Source organism: Acidovorax sp. A1169, from assembly GCF_030704685.1.
GTDB lineage: Bacteria > Pseudomonadota > Gammaproteobacteria > Burkholderiales > Burkholderiaceae_C > Acidovorax.
Genome location: NZ_JAUZDX010000001.1, coordinates 374490 through 390183 on the forward strand (window position 1 = coordinate 374490; position 15694 = coordinate 390183).

The following is a 15694-nucleotide window of genomic DNA, read 5'->3' on the forward strand; positions in this document are numbered from 1 at the left end:
CTATCGGATGCCGCTGATCTTGTGGGTCTGCAGGCTCAGCCGCCAGGTGGGCTGCTCCATGCAGGTGGCGATGCACAGGGCGATGTGGGCGGCCTGGTCAAGCCCGTCCATGGGCTGCAAAAATCGGTGGGCGAACTGCCCGGTGGCGGCGATGGCTGCCAGGTCCATGCCGGCCTGGGGCCAGACGAGCTTGAGCTCCTGGCCCTGCTGCTGCACCCAGGGCGCGCCAGCCTTGGGGCTCACGCACAGCCAGTCGATGCCCGGCGGCGCGGCCACCGTGCCATTGGTCTCCACGGCAATGCGGAACTGCCGTGCGTGCAGGGCGTCGATCAGGGCCGCATCCACCTGCAGCAGCGGCTCGCCACCCGTGAGCACCACCAGGCGGTGATCGGTATCGTGGGCCGGCCACTGGGCCGCAATGCGCTCGGCCAGGGCATCGGCCGTGGCGAACTTGCCACCCAGGGTGCCGTCGGTGCCCACGAAATCGGTGTCGCAAAAGCGGCAGATGGCGCCGGCGCGGTCGGCCTCGCGGCCACTCCAGAGGTTGCAGCCGGCAAAGCGGCAGAACACGGCGGGCATGCCTGCCTGCCCGCCTTCGCCCTGCAGGGTGTAGAAAATTTCCTTGACGCTGTAGGTCATACCTTGTCAGGCCACTGGGGGCACGAGGATGGTGGGCGCGGCCGGGGCGGCCAGCTCGGGGTAGTCGCGGCTGAAATGCAGGCCCCGGCTCTCGCGGCGCATCTGCGCACTGCGCACGATGAGCTCGGCCACCTGCACCAGGTTGCGCAGCTCCAGCAGGTCGCGCGTGACGTGGAAGTGCGAGTAGAACTCGTGGATCTCGCCCTGCAGCAGCGCGATGCGGTGGGCCGCGCGTTCGAGCCGCTTGTTGGTGCGCACGATGCCCACGTAGTCCCACATGAAGCGGCGCAGCTCGTCCCAGTTGTGCGAGATGACCACGCATTCGTCGGCATCGGTCACGCGGCTGTCGTCCCACTGGGGCAGCTCGGGCAACTCCACGGCCGGTGCTGCGGCGATGGCCTGGGCGGCCGCGCGCGCGAACACCATGCACTCCACCAGCGAGTTGCTGGCCAGCCGGTTGGCGCCGTGCAGGCCCGTGCAGGCCGTCTCGCCGATGGCGAACAGGCCCGGCAGGTCGGTGCGGCCCGAAAGATCCGTGAGCACGCCGCCGCAGGTGTAGTGGGCGGCCGGCACCACGGGGATGGGCTCCTTGGTGATGTCGATGCCCAGTTCTGCACAGCGCGCGAGGATGTTGGGGAAATGCTCCTGCAAAAACGCCGGGCTCTGGTGCGAGATATCGAGATGCACGCAATCGAGGCCGCGCTTCTTCATCTCGTAGTCGATGGCGCGGGCCACCACGTCGCGCGGCGCCAGTTCGGCGCGCTCGTCGTGCTGCGGCATGAAGCGCGTGCCGCCGGCCGATGCAGGCAGCTTGAGCAGGCCACCCTCGCCGCGCACGGCCTCGGTGATCAGAAACGACTTGGCGTGCGGGTGGTACAGGCAGGTCGGGTGGAACTGGATGAACTCCAGGTTCGCCACGCGGCAGCCCGCGCGCCAGGCGGCCGCGACGCCATCGCCCGTGGCCGTGTCGGGGTTGGTGGTGTACAGGTAGACCTTGCCGGCCCCGCCCGTGGCCAGGATGGTCTGCGGCGCGCGGAAGGTGATGACCTCGTCGGTGGCTTCGTCCAGCGCGTACAGGCCCAGGCACCGGTCGGCCCCCTTGGCACCCAGCTTGCGTGCCGTGATCAGGTCCACCAGCGTGTGCTGCTCGAACAGCGTGATGCCCGGCGTGGCGCGCACCACGTCGATCAGCGTGCGCTGCACGGCCGCACCGGTGGCGTCGGTGGAATGCACGATGCGCCGCGCACTGTGGCCGCCCTCGCGCGTGAGGTGCAAGGCGCCGTCTTCCAGCGAAAAGGGCACGCCCAGTTGCTGCAGCCAGGCAATCGCATCGGGCGCGTTCTCCACCACGAAGCGGGTGGCGGCCAGGTCGCACAGGCCGGCCCCGGCCACCAGGGTGTCTTCCACATGCGCGCCAAAGCTGTCCCCATCGGCCAGAACGGCGGCAATGCCGCCCTGGGCCCAGGCGCTGGCACCGTCGTGCAGCTGGCGCTTGGTTATCACCGCCACGCGGTGCGTGGGCGCCAGGTGCAGCGCGGCCGAAAGCCCGGCGAGGCCGCTGCCTACGATGAGAACGTCGAAGTCGTGAGATGCCATGGCTTGCTGGGAATGGAGAGGTGGTGGGACCATGGCCGCCCGCCATGGCCAGAAATCAGGCGGCGGTGATCAGGCGGGCGTGTACGCCAGGCGCACGTAGATGGGCGCAAACGCCTCGGCCTGGGTGATCTCGATCAGCGTCTCTTTGGCCAGTTCCAAGAGGGCGATGAAGGTCACCACCAGCACGGTGCTGCCCCTCTCGGGCTCGAACAGCTCCTCGAACTCCACGAAGCGGCGGCCCTGCAGCGTCTTGAGCACCATGCTCATGTACTCGCGCACCGAGAGTTCCTCGCGCGTGATCTTGTGGTGCTGCACCAGCTTGGCGCGCTTCATGATGTCGCGCCAGGCCTCCTGCAGCTCCACCACGTGCACGTCGGGAAAGCGCGGCTGCAGGCTTTGCTCGATATAGACCTGGGCCTTGAGGAAGTCGCGCCCATACTGCGGCAGCTGCGACAGGCGCATGCCGGCCATCTTCATCTGCTCGTATTCGAGCAGGCGGCGCACCAGCTCGGCCCGGGGGTCGACGGGCTCCTCGCCCTCGGCCTGCTTCTTGGGCGGCAGCAGCATGCGCGACTTGATCTCGATCAGCATCGCCGCCATCAGCAGGTACTCGGCGGCCAGTTCCAGGTTGCGGCTGCGGATCTCGTCCACATAAGCCAGGTACTGCTTGGTGACCCCCACCATGGGGATATCGAGGATGTTGAAGTTCTGCTTTCTGATCAGGTACAGCAGCAAATCCAGCGGCCCTTCGAAGGCTTCGAGGAAGACCTCGAGCGCATCCGGCGGGATGTACAGATCGGTGGGCAACGCGAACAGCGGCTCGCCATACAGGCGCGCCAGGGCGACCTGGTCCACCACGTCGGGCATGCCGTGGTCCTGGCGGGCCGCGTTGGCTTCGCTGGCGCTGCTCATCAATTGCTATGAAATAGAGAGCTTCAAACGCTTTTCAGGAAAGCGCTGGATGCCATTTTCATGCCGATAACTCGCTCAGTCCGCGTTGGTCTGGTAGACGTAGGGCTTTTGCTCGACCTGGCCTTCGCGGTACTCGCCCCAGATCTTGCGGTCCACCTGCTTGTCCCACAGCAGGGCGCGGCCTGCCACCTGCTGGGCGTCCAGTTCGGGCCGGCTCGCCTTGAGCTGGTTGATGAACTGCGTGGTGTCGGATTGGTAATCGGGGCGGCGGAAAATGGACATGGACTGGTAACCTCTTTTCCTTGATTTTACCGGGATGACCCCATGCCCCCATTTTTTCGTGCCGCAGCAGCCGCCATCACCACCCTGGCGCTGCTCGCCGCCGCCGGCTGCGACCCCCAGCGCATCAGCGAACTGCAGCCCGGCGTGTCCACCGAGGCGGACGTGCGCGACCGCTTCGGTGTGCCCGAGAACACCTGGAACGAGGCCGACGGCAGCCGCACCTTCGAGTACAACCGCCAGCCCGCCGGCCAGGTCAACTACATGATCGCCATCGGGCCCGACGGCAAGCTGATCGCCGTGCGCCAGGTGCTCACGCCCGAGAACTTCGCCCAGGTGCAGCCCGGCATGGGCATGGATGCCGTGCGCCGCCTGCTGGGCAAGGCGGCCAAGGTGGTGCCCTACCCGCTCAAGGGTGAAACCCATGTGCAGTGGCGCTTTGCCAACGCGCGCAACGAGCCGCAGGTGTTCACCGTGGTCCAGGGGCCGGGCGCCCAGGTGCTGCGCACCGAGACCGGGCCCGACCTGGATGCCCCGGAGTTCAAGGGCGGCAAATAACGGCGCTTACACGTTCACGCCCGTGCCGCCCTGGGCGGCCAGGCGGTCGGCAAAGCCAGAGCGCTCCATCAGCGAGCGCGGCTGCTCGTGCAGATGCACAAGGTACAGGCGCCCACCGCGCTGGGCCACTGCCTTGAGGATTTGCGTGAGGGCATCCAGGCCCGTGGTGTCCAGGGCCACGAGTTCGCTGGCATCGAGCACCACGTCCACGCCCGCAGGGCCGGTCTCCACCGCCTGCACGATAGGGTCGATCTTGCCGGCTGCGCCAAAGAACAGCGCGCCATGCAGGCGCCAGGTCATGCGGGGGTGCCCGCCAGCCGGGGGCCCCGAAGCCTCGGGCTGCAGCTCCACCCGGAACAGCCGGCTCATGCGCCGCACGAACAGTGCGCAGGCCATGAACAGGCCCACCTCCACCGCCACCGTCAGGTCGAACACCACCGTGAGGAAAAAGGTGCCCAGCATCAGCAGCCGGTAGTGGTTGCTGAAGTGGCGCAGGCGCACGAACTCGTGCCACTCGCCCATGTTCCAGGCCACGAACAGCAGGATGCCCGCCAGCACCGCCAGTGGAATGTGCAGTGCCAGCGGCGCTGCAGCCAGCACGATCACCGCCAGCGTCAGCGCGTGCACGATGCCTGCGACGGGGGAGGAGGCGCCCGAGCGGATGTTGGTCACCGTGCGCGCAATGGTGCCGGTGGCCGGCATGCCACCGAAGAAGGGTACGACCAGGTTGGCCAGGCCCTGGGCCATGAGTTCCTGGTTGGGGTCGTGCTTGCGGTGGTGGGGGTCGGTGGCCAGCTGGTCGGCCACCCGGGCACACAGCAGCGACTCGATGGCGCCCAGCAGGGCGATGGTGAGCGTGGGCGTGACCAGCAGGCGCACGGTCTCCCATGAGAAGTCGGGTAGCGCGAAGGCCGGCAGGCCCTGCGGAATGCCGCCAAAGCGCGAGCCTATGGTCTCCACCGGTAATTCCAGGCCCCAGGCCAGCAGGCTCAGCGTGACCAGTGCCACGACAGGGGCCGGCACCCGTGCAAAGCTGCGCACCCGGTAGCCGTCCATGAGTTTGATCACCGGCGAGCCGCTCATGAACAGGCGCGGCCAGACGAACAGCCCCACCAGGCACACGGCGCCCAGGCCGAAGGCATAGGGGTTGAAGCTGCCGATGTGCTGCGCCACCGTGCCCACCTGCGAGAAGAAGTTGCCCGGCATGCGCGCGATGGACAGGCCCAGCCAGTCCTTGACCTGCGACAGCGCGATCAGCACGGCAATGCCGTTGGTGAAGCCGATGACGATGCTCACCGGAACGAAGCGCACCAGCGTGCCCAGGCGGAACAGGCCCAGCAGCACCAGCAAAACCCCGGCGCAGGCGGTGGAAATCAGCAGGTTGGCCACGCCATAGCGCTCGACGATGCCGTAGACGATGACGATGAAGGCCCCTGCCGGCCCGCCGATCTGCGCATTGGTGCCGCCCAGGGTCGAGATCAGGAAGCCGGCGATGATGGCCGTCCACAGCCCCGCCCCCGGTGGCAGGCCGCTGGCAATGGCAAACGCCATGGCCAGGGGCAGGGCCACGATGCCCACGGTGATGCCCGCGCCTACATCGGCCAGGCAGCGGCTGCGGTTGTAGCCGCTCAGGGCATCGATCAGCCGGGGGTGGAAGGCGAAGGACAGCTGCATGGGGCGGTGGGTTCCAGTGTATTCCCCAGGCCGGTGAGCGCAGCCATGGGTCGCTGGGCCAGACGGGTGTGGGGTGCGCCGAGAATGCAAGCATGTCCTGTGCCGGAGCTTGCGCGACCCTTCTGGCGCAGTGCTTGCTTGTACAAATGCATGCCCCACGGTGGGTTGCCGCTGTATCCTGACGAACCGACCATGCCTGACACCCCCGCCCCGACCACCGAAACCGACACCCCCCCGTCGTTGCGCCATGGCACCTATGAGGACGCCCAGGCCATCTTCGCCGGCACCTTGTTCGTGGCGATGGCGCTCATGCTGTTCAACCAGGCGGGCCTGCTGGTGGGCGGCACGGCGGGCATCGCCTTTTTGCTGCACTACGTCACTGGCGTTTCGTTCGGCAAGCTGTTCTTCCTGGTCAACCTGCCGTTCTACTGGTTCGCCTGGACGCGCATGGGGCGCGAGTTCACCATCAAGACCTTTGTCTCGGTGGCGCTGCTGTCGGGGCTGACCGAGCTGTTCCCTCATGTCATGCATGTGGACTACCTCAACCCGCTGTTCGCCTCGCTGCTCGGTGGCCTGCTGCTAGGGACGGGCTGCCTGTTCCTGGCGCGGCACCGCTCCAGCCTGGGCGGCGCCACGGTGCTTTCGCTGTACATGCAGGACCGCTACGGCATCCGAGCCGGCAAGGTGCAGATGGGCATCGACTGCGCGGTGGTGCTGCTGGCGCTGTTCATCGTGCCCGTCGACCGGGTGGCGTACTCGGTGCTGGCGGTGCTGGTGATGAGCGGTTTCCTGTGGATCAGCCACCGGCCCGGGCGCTACGTGGGGCACTGAGCCCCTTGGGTCAGAACCGGCACAGGTAGCCCGCCACTACCGCCGGCTGGCTGGACTTGTCGACCAGCGGGCTGTTCCTGATGGCACTGCCCAGGCGCGTGCTGCCCACGTCCACGAACACCCACTGGCGCGGTGCCAGGGTGTAGCCCACACGCACGCCGGCCTGCAGGTTCAAGGCCGAGCTGCCTTTATAGGCCGGGCGGCCCAGTCGGGCCTCTGTACCCTCGACGCCGTAGTAGTAGCCCACGGTCTTGCGGTCCTGCTGCTGCAGCGCCAGGCGCGGCGTGATGTCCCAGGCGCCCAGTTGGAAGCGGCGCTCCGCTTTGAGCGTGAACTGGCGGCCCTTGCTGTGGCCCGAGGCATCGGCCAGCAGCTCGGCCGACAGCTGCACCGGGGCGGTGTCCCAGGTCGCTGCCGCGCCCAGCCAGAGGCTGCCCTTGCGCTCGCGCATGCCGGCGAGCCAGGGCGAATCATCGGCCTCGTAGCCGTCGAAGCCGAAGCGCGAGCGCAGCCGCAGGCCCACCGGGCCCAGCGAGGGCAGCTTGACGTCCACGCCCGGGCCGGCAATGTGGATCCAGCGGTTTTCATAGGTCAGCAGGGGCAGCGGCTGCAGCTTGTCGTCGAAGTCGCGGTAGGGCTTGCGGTCGGCGGCCACGGCCAGGCCCAGGCCCCAGGAGGCGGCGCCTGCCTCCTGGGCCTGAATGCTGGCGGGCACCAGCAGGGGCAGCGTGGCGGCCAGTGTCGCCAGGGGGCGGATGAGGGAATGCGGGAGGCGAAGCGTCATGGTCTCAATTTCCACAAGAAGAAAGGGATTCGGGGCAGGGGACCTGCGTGGACAGGGGGCCGCAGCGGTGGTAGCTTTGCTGCGGCTGGCCGGTGGACTGTAGGAAGGCTTTCTTAGCCCGCCGTTAGCCCTATGGTCAGCCAGGGCGGGCGCTGCTCATGGCCGGCTAAGAATTGCGCATTACGCTGTGCCTGGCCCCCTGTTTCCAAGGAGAACCCCGTTGCGCGCATTGCTGGTGGAAGACGACGACATGATCGGGCGCGGCCTCACGCACGCCCTCAAGGGCGCGGGCTGGTCGGTGGACTGGGTGCGCAATGGCGACTTGGCCCACAGCGCCCTGGCCTATGGCGACTACAGCTGCGTGCTGCTGGACCTGGGCCTGCCGGGGCTGGACGGCACCGAGGTGCTGCGCCGCGCGCGGGCGCGCGGCGACCTCACGCCGGTTGTGGTGCTCACGGCGCGCGACGGGCTCGAGGACCGCGTGCTCGGGCTGGACACCGGGGCCGACGACTACCTGCTCAAGCCCTTCGAGATGAGCGAGCTGCTGGCACGCATGCGCGCCGTGGTGCGCCGGCGCAGTGGTGCGGCCCAGTCCTTGGTGGGCAACGGGGCGGTGCAATTGGACCTGGCCACGCGCGAGGTGCTGCAGGGCGGCGTGCGCGGTGCCCTTACCGCCCGCGAATTCGCGCTACTGCACGCGCTGCTCGAGCGGCCCGGCGCCATCCTCTCGCGCGAGCAGCTCGAAAACCGCATCTACGGCTGGGGCGAGGAGGTCAGCAGCAACGCCGTGGACGTGCTCATCCACGGCATGCGCCGCAAGCTCGGGCCCGATGCCATCCGCAACGTGCGCGGCCTGGGCTGGCGGGTGGCGGCGCCATGACGGGCCCGGTGCCTGAGGCCGGGTCGCGCTGGTTTCGCCCCCGGTCGCTGCGTGGGCAGATAGTGCTGTGGCTGGCGCCGTGGGTGCTGGGTGGCGCCTTGGTGGCGGGGTGGGCGTTCTACGCCAGCTATGGCTACCTGCTGAACACCTTCATGAAGAACCAGATGGAGGTGCTCGCCCGCTCCCATGCGCCGGGCAGCGCGGGCGAGATGCCGCCAACCCTGCCGCTGCTGAGCGAGCAGAGCATATTTCTTTGGGGCGCCCTCGTCGTGCAGGTGTGGTCCGCCGATGGGCGTCTGCTGGCAACGTCCAGCCCCGAAGCCACCGTACCCCTGCAGCCCGCTGCGGGCCATTCCCTGGTGCGCGAGGGCACCGCCTGGAAGTACGGCTGGCGCGTGTATTCCGAGCCCCCGTCCGGGTCCGGCCTGCACCGGGTGCAGGTGCTGCAGAGCGAACAGTTCCTGCAGGAGGAGGTGGTGGGGCGAACCCTCTACGTGCTGCTGCCGCTGGCCCTACTGGTGCCGGCGCTGCTGTTCACGCTCTGGATGGTGGTGGGCCGTGCGTCGCGCTCGCTGCGCGCGGTGGCCGACGAGGTGGCGCGGCGCGACGACCGCAGCCTGGGCGCCATCCCCATGGGTCGCGTGCCCGAGGAAATCGTGCCGCTGGTCGGCTCGTTCAATGCCCTGCTCGCGCGCCTGGACGAGGCCTTTGCCGCCCAGCGCCGCTTCGTGCAGGATGCCGCGCACGAGCTGCGCACCCCCATGGCCGCCATGGCGCTGCAGATGGAGAACCTGCGACCCCTGCTGCCCCCTGGCGAGGCGCAGCAGCAGTTCGCGCAACTCGGTGCCGGCATGCGGCGCGCGCAGCACCTGGTCGGCCAGTTGCTGCGCCTGTCTCGCCAGGACGCACCGGCGCCATCGCTGCCGCCCGCCCTGCTGGACATCACGGCCCTGCTGCGCGAGAGCGTGGGCCAGTTGATGCCGCTGGCCGACCAGCGCCGGATCGACGTGGGGTTTGACGGCGGTGCGCAGGTGGTGGTGCAGGCCCATGCGAGCGATCTGCGCAGCGTGTTCGACAACCTGCTGGACAACGCGCTGCGCTATAGCCCCGAGGGTGGCAGTGTCGAGGTGCGCCTGCATCCGCTCGCGGGTGGCCCGGTGGTGGACATCATCGACACCGGGCCGGGCATCCCGCCCGAGCTGCTGGAGCGGGTGTTTGACCGCTTCTTCCGCGTGCCCGGCGCCGCAGCCGACGGTAGCGGCCTGGGCCTGGCCATCACCCGGGCCGCTGCGCTGCGCCATGGGCTGCGGGTGGAGCTGCGCGCGCGGGACGATGGGGGGGCGGGTCTGGTGGCACGGGTGCACCTTCCTCATTGCGCTCTGAGTGAGCGCTAATCCTGGCCTTAGTCGCGCTTCCTAGAGTGGATGGACTCCCATCCTCTCAAGGTTCCTGCGATGAAAGCACGCTTCTTTTCCTCTTCCGCCCTGGCCTGGTCCTGGGGCCTGTTGTCGCTGTCCGCCCTGGCCATCGGCATCTTTTCGCTGCGCTATGCGCTGCCCGGCATGCCCTTCTCTTTGGACCTGCCCAGCCTCGCATTGTCGCCCCGGCCTTTCGTCGTGCATGCCGTCAGCGCCTCGCTGGCGCTGGTGCTCGGGCCGCTGCAGTTCGTGCCGGCCTGGCGTGCGCGGTTTCCAGCGCTGCACCGCTGGGTGGGGCGCGCCTATGTGCTGTCGATTGCCGTGGCCTGGCTGTCGTCGCTACCGCTGGCCGTGAATGCCATGACGGGAGCGGTGGCGGCCGCCGGCTTCTTCGCGCTGGGCCTGGCGTGGATCGCGACGACCGGCATGGGCCTGGCGCGTGCCCTGCAGCGGCGCTTTGCCGAGCACCGGCGCTGGATGCTGCGCAGCTTTGCGCTCACGGGCGCCGCCATCACGCTGCGCATCTACCTGGGCGCCAGCATGGCCGTGGGCATCGACGAACAGCTGTCCTACCCCTTCATCGCCTGGCTGTGCTGGGTGCCCAATGCGCTCGTGGCCGAGTGGTACCTGCGGCGCAAGGGCCCAACGCAGCGTCCGCAGGCGCTGCAGTTCCAGTAAGACTCAGCGCACGCGCATGCCGGGCGTGGCGCCGGGCCAGGGGTTGAGCACGTAGATGCCGGGGTTGGCCTTCTCGTCGCCATGGCTGGCGGCGAGCACCATGCCCTCGGACACGCCGAACTTCATCTTGCGCGGTGCCAGGTTGGCCACCATCACCGTGTGCTTGCCGATCAGCTCGGCCGGCTGGTAGGCGCTGGCGATGCCGCTGAACACGTTGCGCGTGCGGCCTTCGCCCACGTCCAGCGTCAGGCGCAGCAGCTTGGTCGAGCCTTCGACGGGCTCGCAGTTCACGATCAGCGCGATGCGCAGGTCGATCTTGGTGAAATCGTCGATGGTGATGGTCGGCGCCAGTTCCTCGCCGCCGGGCGCTGCCACTTCAGGCGCCGCCTCCACGGGCTGGGCGGGGGCTTCAAACAGCGCGTCGAGCTGCTCGGGAGCCACGCGCTGCATCAGGTGCTGGTAGGGGGTGATGGCCTGCACGTCGCCGGGCACGGCCCAGCGCTGCATGTCGCTGCCCACGAAGCCTTGCACCGCGTGGGCCAGGCCCGGCAGCACGGGGGCCAGGTAGCGCGTGAGCACGGCAAAGGTGTTGATCAGCACCGAGCACACCTGGTGCAGGGCCTCGTTGTTGGCCGCGTCCTTGGCCAGGTCCCAGGGTTTGTTCTGGTCCACGTAGGCATTGACCTTGTCGGCCAGCAGCATGATCTCGCGCGTGGCCTTGCCGAATTCGCGTGCCTCGTACAACTGCGCCAGGCCGTCGCCCGCGCTGCGCACCTCGGCCAGCAGCGCCGCGCCATCGGCGCTGAACTGCGTGGTGAGCTTGCCGTCGAAGCGCTTGGTCAGAAAGCCCGCTGCACGGCTGGCGATGTTGACGAACTTGCCGATCAGGTCGCTGTTCACGCGGGCCATGAAGTCATCGGCGTTGAAGTCGATGTCCTCGTTGCGGTTGGACAGCTTGGCCGCCAGGTAGTAGCGCAGCCACTCGGGGTTCATCCCCAGGCCCAGGTACTTGAGCGGGTCCAGGCCCGTGCCGCGGCTCTTGCTCATCTTCTCGCCATTGTTCACGGTCAGGAAGCCGTGTACGAACACGTTGTCGGGCGTCTTGCGGCCACTGAAATGCAGCATCGCGGGCCAGAACAGCGTGTGGAAGGTGACGATGTCCTTGCCGATGAAGTGGTACTGCTCCAGGGCCGGGTCGGCCATGTAGGCGTCGTAGCTCTCGCCGCGCTTTTCCAGCAGGTTCTTGAGCGAGGCCAGGTAGCCCACGGGCGCGTCGAGCCAGACGTAGAAGTACTTGCCCGGTGCGTCGGGGATCTCGATGCCGAAGTAGGGCGCGTCGCGCGAGATATCCCAGTCGCCCAGGCCCTCGCTGGTCGTGCCGTCCGGGTTGGTGCGCACGGTGAACCATTCCTTGATCTTGTTGGCCACCTCGGGCTGGAGCTTGCCGTCCTGCGTCCAGCGTTCCAGGAACTCCACGCAGCGCGGGTCCGAGAGCTTGAAGAAGAAGTGCTCCGAGCTCTTGAGCTCGGGCTTCACGCCCGACAGGGCCGAGAACGGGTTGATCAGGTCGGTGGGCGCGTAGACCGAACCGCAGACCTCGCAGTTGTCGCCGTACTGGTCCTTGGCGTGGCACTTGGGGCACTCGCCCTTGATGAAGCGGTCGGGCAGGAACATGTTCTTCTCGGGGTCGAAGAACTGCTCTATGGTGCGGGTCTCGATCAGCGAGCCGTCGGCCCGGTCGCGCAGGTCGCGGTAGATCTGGCGCGCCAGCTCGTGGTTTTCCGGGCCGTCGGTGCTGTGCCAGTTGTCGAAGCTGATGTGAAAGCCGTCCAGGTACTGCTTGCGGCCGGCGGCGATGTCGGCCACGAACTGCTGGGGCGTCTTGCCGGCCTTCTCGGCCGCGATCATGATGGGCGCGCCGTGGGTGTCATCGGCGCCGACGAAGTTGACCGCGTTGCCCTGCATGCGCTGGAACCGCACCCAGATGTCGGCCTGGATGTATTCCATGATGTGGCCGATGTGGAAATTGCCATTGGCGTAGGGCAGGGCGGTGGTGACGAAGAGTTTGCGTGCGGAGGACGGCATGGGACGGACTTTCTCAGGCGGAACCCGCGATTTTAGGCGCTTGGGACCCCCGTTCGCCCGGCAGGGGCAGATGCCACAATGCCCGCCTTCAAGAACAACAGGGGACACCATGGCAAAAATGCGTTGGGGCCGGCTCGCAGGGGTATTGGGCGTTGCCGTGCTGGCGGGCGCGGCTTACCTGGCCTGGTGGCCGGTGCCGATAGAGCCCGTGGCCTGGAGCGCGCCGGCCGCCCCCGGCTACCAGGGCGTGCATGCGCCCAACCAGCGCCTGGCCGGGCTGCGGATGATCGACCTCAAGGGCGAGATCGGCCCCGAGCACATCGCGCTGGGCCAGGACGGCAAGCTCTACACCACGGTGCTCAGCGGCAACATTTTGCGCATGAACCCCGATGGCTCGGGCCAGGAGGTGTTCGCCAACACCGGCGGGCGCGTGCTGGGCTTCGACTTCGACGCGGCGGGCAACCTGGTCGCGGCCGATGCGGTCAAGGGCCTGCTGTCCATCGCCCCCGATGGCAAGGTCCGCCTGCTCACCGACCAGGTCGGGGGCGATCCCATCCGCTATGCCGATGGCGTGGTGGTGGCCCGAAGCGGCAAGATGTACCTGAGCGACGCCTCCACCCGCTTTGCCCCCAAGGACTGGGGCGGCACCTTCGAGGCCAGCGTGCTCGACATCCTGGAGCAGGCCAGCACCGGCCGTGTGCTCGAATACGACCCCGCCACGCGCGCCACGCGGGTGGTGGCCCGGGGCATCAGCTTTGCCAACGGCGTGGCGCTGAGCCAAGACGAAAAAAGCCTGTTCGTCAACGAAACCGGCAAGTACCGGGTGTGGAAAATCGTGGTGGACGCGAACGACCTGGACATCGGCCAACTCCCGGCGGGTGCGCAGGCGCAGGCCCGGGTGCTGCTCGACAACCTGCCCGGCTACCCCGACAACCTGATGCGCGGGCTGGACGGCCGGATCTGGCTGGGCTTTGCCAAGCCGCGCGGCGCCGCCATCGACAACATGGCCGGCAAGCCCTGGCTGCGCCGCCTCACCTTGCGCCTGCCGCGCGCGCTGTGGCCTATTCCGAAGCCCTACGGCCATGTGATCGCCTTTACCGATGACGGCCAGGTCGTGGCCGACCTGCAGGACCCGGCGGGCGCCTACCCGGAGACCACGGCCATCACCGAGACGGCGGACCGGCTGTATGTGCAGAGCCTGCACGCGCAGGGCCTGGGCTGGCTGCCCCGAGACGTACTCAAGGCGCCGTAGCGGATTCGCGGGCGGCCAGCCGCCCCGCAATCAGCTGTGCACAAGGGTCTGGACCTCGGCGCCGGTGTCCGTCCAGCCGAAGAACCTGCAGACCTCGGCGCGCATGGCCAGTGTGTCCTCGCGCCCCAGGGCCATGAGTTCGCGCGTGTAGCCCGACTCGAAAAGCAGGTAGCTGGCCAGCGCCGCGCCGCGCACGTCGGCCATGTTGGAGGTGACGCCCAGGGCGCCGAGCATGGCGCGTACGGGGGTGGGCAGGTCGCCCACATGGCGGGCGGCCACGGCGTCCAGCCGCTGGGAGGGCGCGATCACCAAGAGTTCGATGGGGCGCAAGGCGCTCTTGGCGCGCACATCGGGTGGAATGAGCGACAGCGTCTGGTTCACGCGCAGAACGCGCTCCACGTCGACCGACAGCGCATCGAGGAAGATGTTGGAGAGTGCGTGCCCCGCGATCTGCGCCAGCGAGGGGTAGGTGGGCGTGGGGTTGGCGGCCGCGTCGCCCTTGGGTTCGTGCATGCGGCCGGCGCCCACCACCAGGATGCGCTCGGCCCCCAGGTGGATGGCTGGCGCAATCGGTGCCGACTGGCGCATGGAGCCGTCGCCAAAGAACTCCATGTGGTCCCCGATGCTGATGGCCTTGGCCGGGAACACGAAGGGGATGGCCGAGGAGGCCAGCAGGTGCTCGTGCGTGATGCGGTCGCGCGCCGCCTTGCGCTGCGAGCGCACCCAGGGCTGCAGCGGGGCCTCGGTCTCGAAGAAGGTCACGTGCTCGCCCGAGCTGTAGCTCGACGCCGTGACGGCCAGGGCCTTGAGGTGGCCCTTTTTCAAAAGGCGCGGCAGGCGCACCAGCGGCACCATCTTGACCAGCAGCTTTTCGAGCGGCGCATTGTCCAGCAGCGAGCGCGGCCGCATGCGCCGCCAGCGCGCCAGGGCCCAGCCCAGCGACAGCAGCGAGAGCCAGCGCGCGCCGCTGCGCAGCACGCTCAGCGAGTCGGCCCGGTACACCTGCTGCGCATGGAAGTCGCGCCAGACGCGGGCGATGCGGCGCACGGCCCGGTCGAAGTTGTCGGCCCCGCAGGCCAGCGCCGCCGCATTGATGGCCCCGGCCGAGGTGCCGGTGATGATGGGAAAGGGGTTGGGTTCGTCGCCCGCACCACAGGCCAGGCGCAGGTCGGCAATGGCTTCGAGCACCCCCACCTGGTAGGCCGCCCGGGCGCCGCCGCCCGTCAGCAGAAGGCCCGTGGCAAGGGGGGCAGGCGGGGCGGGGCTGTCGGGTGATTGCATCGGTGCACGGGGTCTGTGGCGTCAGGGCCAAGTGTGCTGCGTTGCCCGCAGGCCGCCACTTGGGGAAACCCGCATGGCGGGCGGCCGGATCAGGCCTTTGCGAGAAGGAGGGCGGCGACGCCCGGGCCCTGCAGCACGGTGATGCCGTTGTCGCGCGCAAACAGGCGGGCGTTGTCGGAGAGCTGCCCCTGGGTCATCACATAGATCCCTGCCGAAGCCCCCTGCGCCTGCATGGCGGCCTGCAGTTCGCGCATCGGCTCGACGCCATGGGTCGCAGCCTTCCAGCGTTTGGCGCTGATCAGGGTGGCCTGGCCGCCCTTGGCCACGCGCAGGTCCACGGGGCCGGACCGGGGCTTTTCAACCGTGCAGCCTTCGCGCACCCAGGCGGCTTCCAGCGCATCGGCAAACTGGCGCCAGGGCATGCTGTTCACGGCGCCCAGCATTTCCTCGACCTTGGCGGGGCTCGGGGCTCTGAGCTGGCGCCAGGCCGCAATGCAGCCCACCACGAAGATCGGCAGCGTGCCCACGGCGCCGACATAGGCGTACTCGCGCGGCAGCAGGGCGCCGGCGCCCAGTGCGATCACCCCCACCACCAGAAAGCTGACCCACCAGGGCGAGCGCAGCAGCACGGCGAACAGGGATTTCTCGGCCATCTTGAATTTCACGGGGGGCTTTCGGGAGTCGGTGACAGAAGGGGGAAGACGCGCATTGTCCCGCACTTGGATCAGGGAAGGCTGAGAGCCTGTTCCAAGTCTTTTTGCAGCCGCGTTGGGGCGCAATCGGGATGAGTGGATGCTTCGGATGCGCCGCATGGGCACGTGCCCATG

Annotated in this window: 15 protein-coding genes; 6 read left to right on the plus strand and 9 right to left on the minus strand. The window is 68.4% G+C overall.

The genetic code is table 11. The features are described from left to right. From queE to QYL93_RS01755, 4 genes are all read right to left on the minus strand, one after another. Complete coding sequence (gene queE, locus QYL93_RS01740) at positions 1-639, minus strand: 7-carboxy-7-deazaguanine synthase (RefSeq protein ID WP_305742034.1); 639 nt, start codon at positions 637-639, stop codon at positions 1-3. Between the two features lie 6 nt (positions 640-645). Then, positions 646-2235: an L-aspartate oxidase gene (nadB, locus tag QYL93_RS01745; RefSeq protein WP_305742035.1), complete on the minus strand. Its 1590-nt coding sequence runs from the start codon at positions 2233-2235 to the stop codon at positions 646-648. 69 nt (positions 2236-2304) lie between these two features. Beyond that, on the minus strand, positions 2305-3147 hold the full coding sequence (locus QYL93_RS01750; protein ID WP_305742036.1) for a ScpA family protein: 843 nt from the start codon (positions 3145-3147) through the stop codon (positions 2305-2307). Between the two features lie 75 nt (positions 3148-3222). After that, positions 3223-3429: a DUF3460 family protein gene (locus QYL93_RS01755; RefSeq protein ID WP_007861239.1), complete on the minus strand. Its 207-nt coding sequence runs from the start codon at positions 3427-3429 to the stop codon at positions 3223-3225. Between the two features lie 42 nt (positions 3430-3471). On the opposite strand from QYL93_RS01755, the gene QYL93_RS01760 reads away from it, so the two are divergent. After that, positions 3472-3984 (plus strand): outer membrane protein assembly factor BamE, encoded by a 513-nt coding sequence (locus QYL93_RS01760; RefSeq protein ID WP_305742037.1) that lies wholly within the window; start codon positions 3472-3474, stop codon positions 3982-3984. A gap of 6 nt (positions 3985-3990) precedes the next feature. On the opposite strand, the gene QYL93_RS01765 is transcribed toward QYL93_RS01760, so the two are convergent. Next, on the minus strand, positions 3991-5658 hold the full coding sequence (locus QYL93_RS01765; protein WP_305742038.1) for a SulP family inorganic anion transporter: 1668 nt from the start codon (positions 5656-5658) through the stop codon (positions 3991-3993). 192 nt (positions 5659-5850) lie between these two features. Between QYL93_RS01765 and QYL93_RS01770 the strand changes: the two genes are divergently transcribed. After that, a complete protein-coding gene (locus QYL93_RS01770) occupies positions 5851-6489 on the plus strand; it encodes a YitT family protein (RefSeq protein ID WP_057202508.1) in 639 nt (212 codons plus the stop codon). A gap of 10 nt (positions 6490-6499) precedes the next feature. Here QYL93_RS01770 and QYL93_RS01775 read toward each other — a convergent pair whose 3' ends face one another. Next, on the minus strand, positions 6500-7273 hold the full coding sequence (locus QYL93_RS01775; RefSeq protein WP_305742039.1) for a MipA/OmpV family protein: 774 nt from the start codon (positions 7271-7273) through the stop codon (positions 6500-6502). A 220-nt stretch (positions 7274-7493) separates the two neighbouring features. Here QYL93_RS01775 and QYL93_RS01780 point away from each other — a divergent pair, with 220 nt between their 5' ends. From QYL93_RS01780 to QYL93_RS01790, 3 genes are read left to right on the plus strand one after another with little or no spacing between them, the layout of a single operon-like run. Beyond that, positions 7494-8153 carry a response regulator gene (locus QYL93_RS01780; protein ID WP_305742040.1) on the plus strand — a complete coding sequence of 220 codons (660 nt, stop codon included), beginning with the start codon at positions 7494-7496 and terminating at the stop codon, positions 8151-8153. Continuing rightward, on the plus strand, positions 8150-9547 hold the full coding sequence (locus QYL93_RS01785; RefSeq protein ID WP_305742041.1) for a cell wall metabolism sensor histidine kinase WalK: 1398 nt from the start codon (positions 8150-8152) through the stop codon (positions 9545-9547). Before QYL93_RS01780 ends, QYL93_RS01785 begins: the two co-directional genes overlap by 4 nt. Positions 9548-9607: 60 nt before the next feature. Then, complete coding sequence (locus tag QYL93_RS01790) at positions 9608-10249, plus strand: DUF2306 domain-containing protein (protein ID WP_305742042.1); 642 nt, start codon at positions 9608-9610, stop codon at positions 10247-10249. Positions 10250-10252: 3 nt separating this feature from the next. On the opposite strand, the gene metG is transcribed toward QYL93_RS01790, so the two are convergent. Further along, on the minus strand, positions 10253-12334 hold the full coding sequence (gene metG / locus QYL93_RS01795; protein ID WP_305742043.1) for a methionine--tRNA ligase: 2082 nt from the start codon (positions 12332-12334) through the stop codon (positions 10253-10255). Between the two features lie 109 nt (positions 12335-12443). On the opposite strand from metG, the gene QYL93_RS01800 reads away from it, so the two are divergent. Beyond that, complete coding sequence (locus QYL93_RS01800) at positions 12444-13586, plus strand: SMP-30/gluconolactonase/LRE family protein (RefSeq protein ID WP_305742044.1); 1143 nt, start codon at positions 12444-12446, stop codon at positions 13584-13586. A 30-nt stretch (positions 13587-13616) separates the two neighbouring features. On the opposite strand, the gene QYL93_RS01805 is transcribed toward QYL93_RS01800, so the two are convergent. Both QYL93_RS01805 and QYL93_RS01810 read right to left on the minus strand, forming a co-directional pair. Continuing rightward, positions 13617-14867, minus strand: a complete 1251-nt coding sequence (locus QYL93_RS01805) for a patatin-like phospholipase family protein (RefSeq protein ID WP_305742045.1) — start codon at positions 14865-14867, stop codon at positions 13617-13619. Positions 14868-14956: 89 nt separating this feature from the next. Then, positions 14957-15520, minus strand: coding sequence for a restriction endonuclease (locus QYL93_RS01810; protein WP_305742299.1), 564 nt, complete (start codon positions 15518-15520; stop codon positions 14957-14959). Positions 15521-15694: the final 174 nt, after the last annotated feature.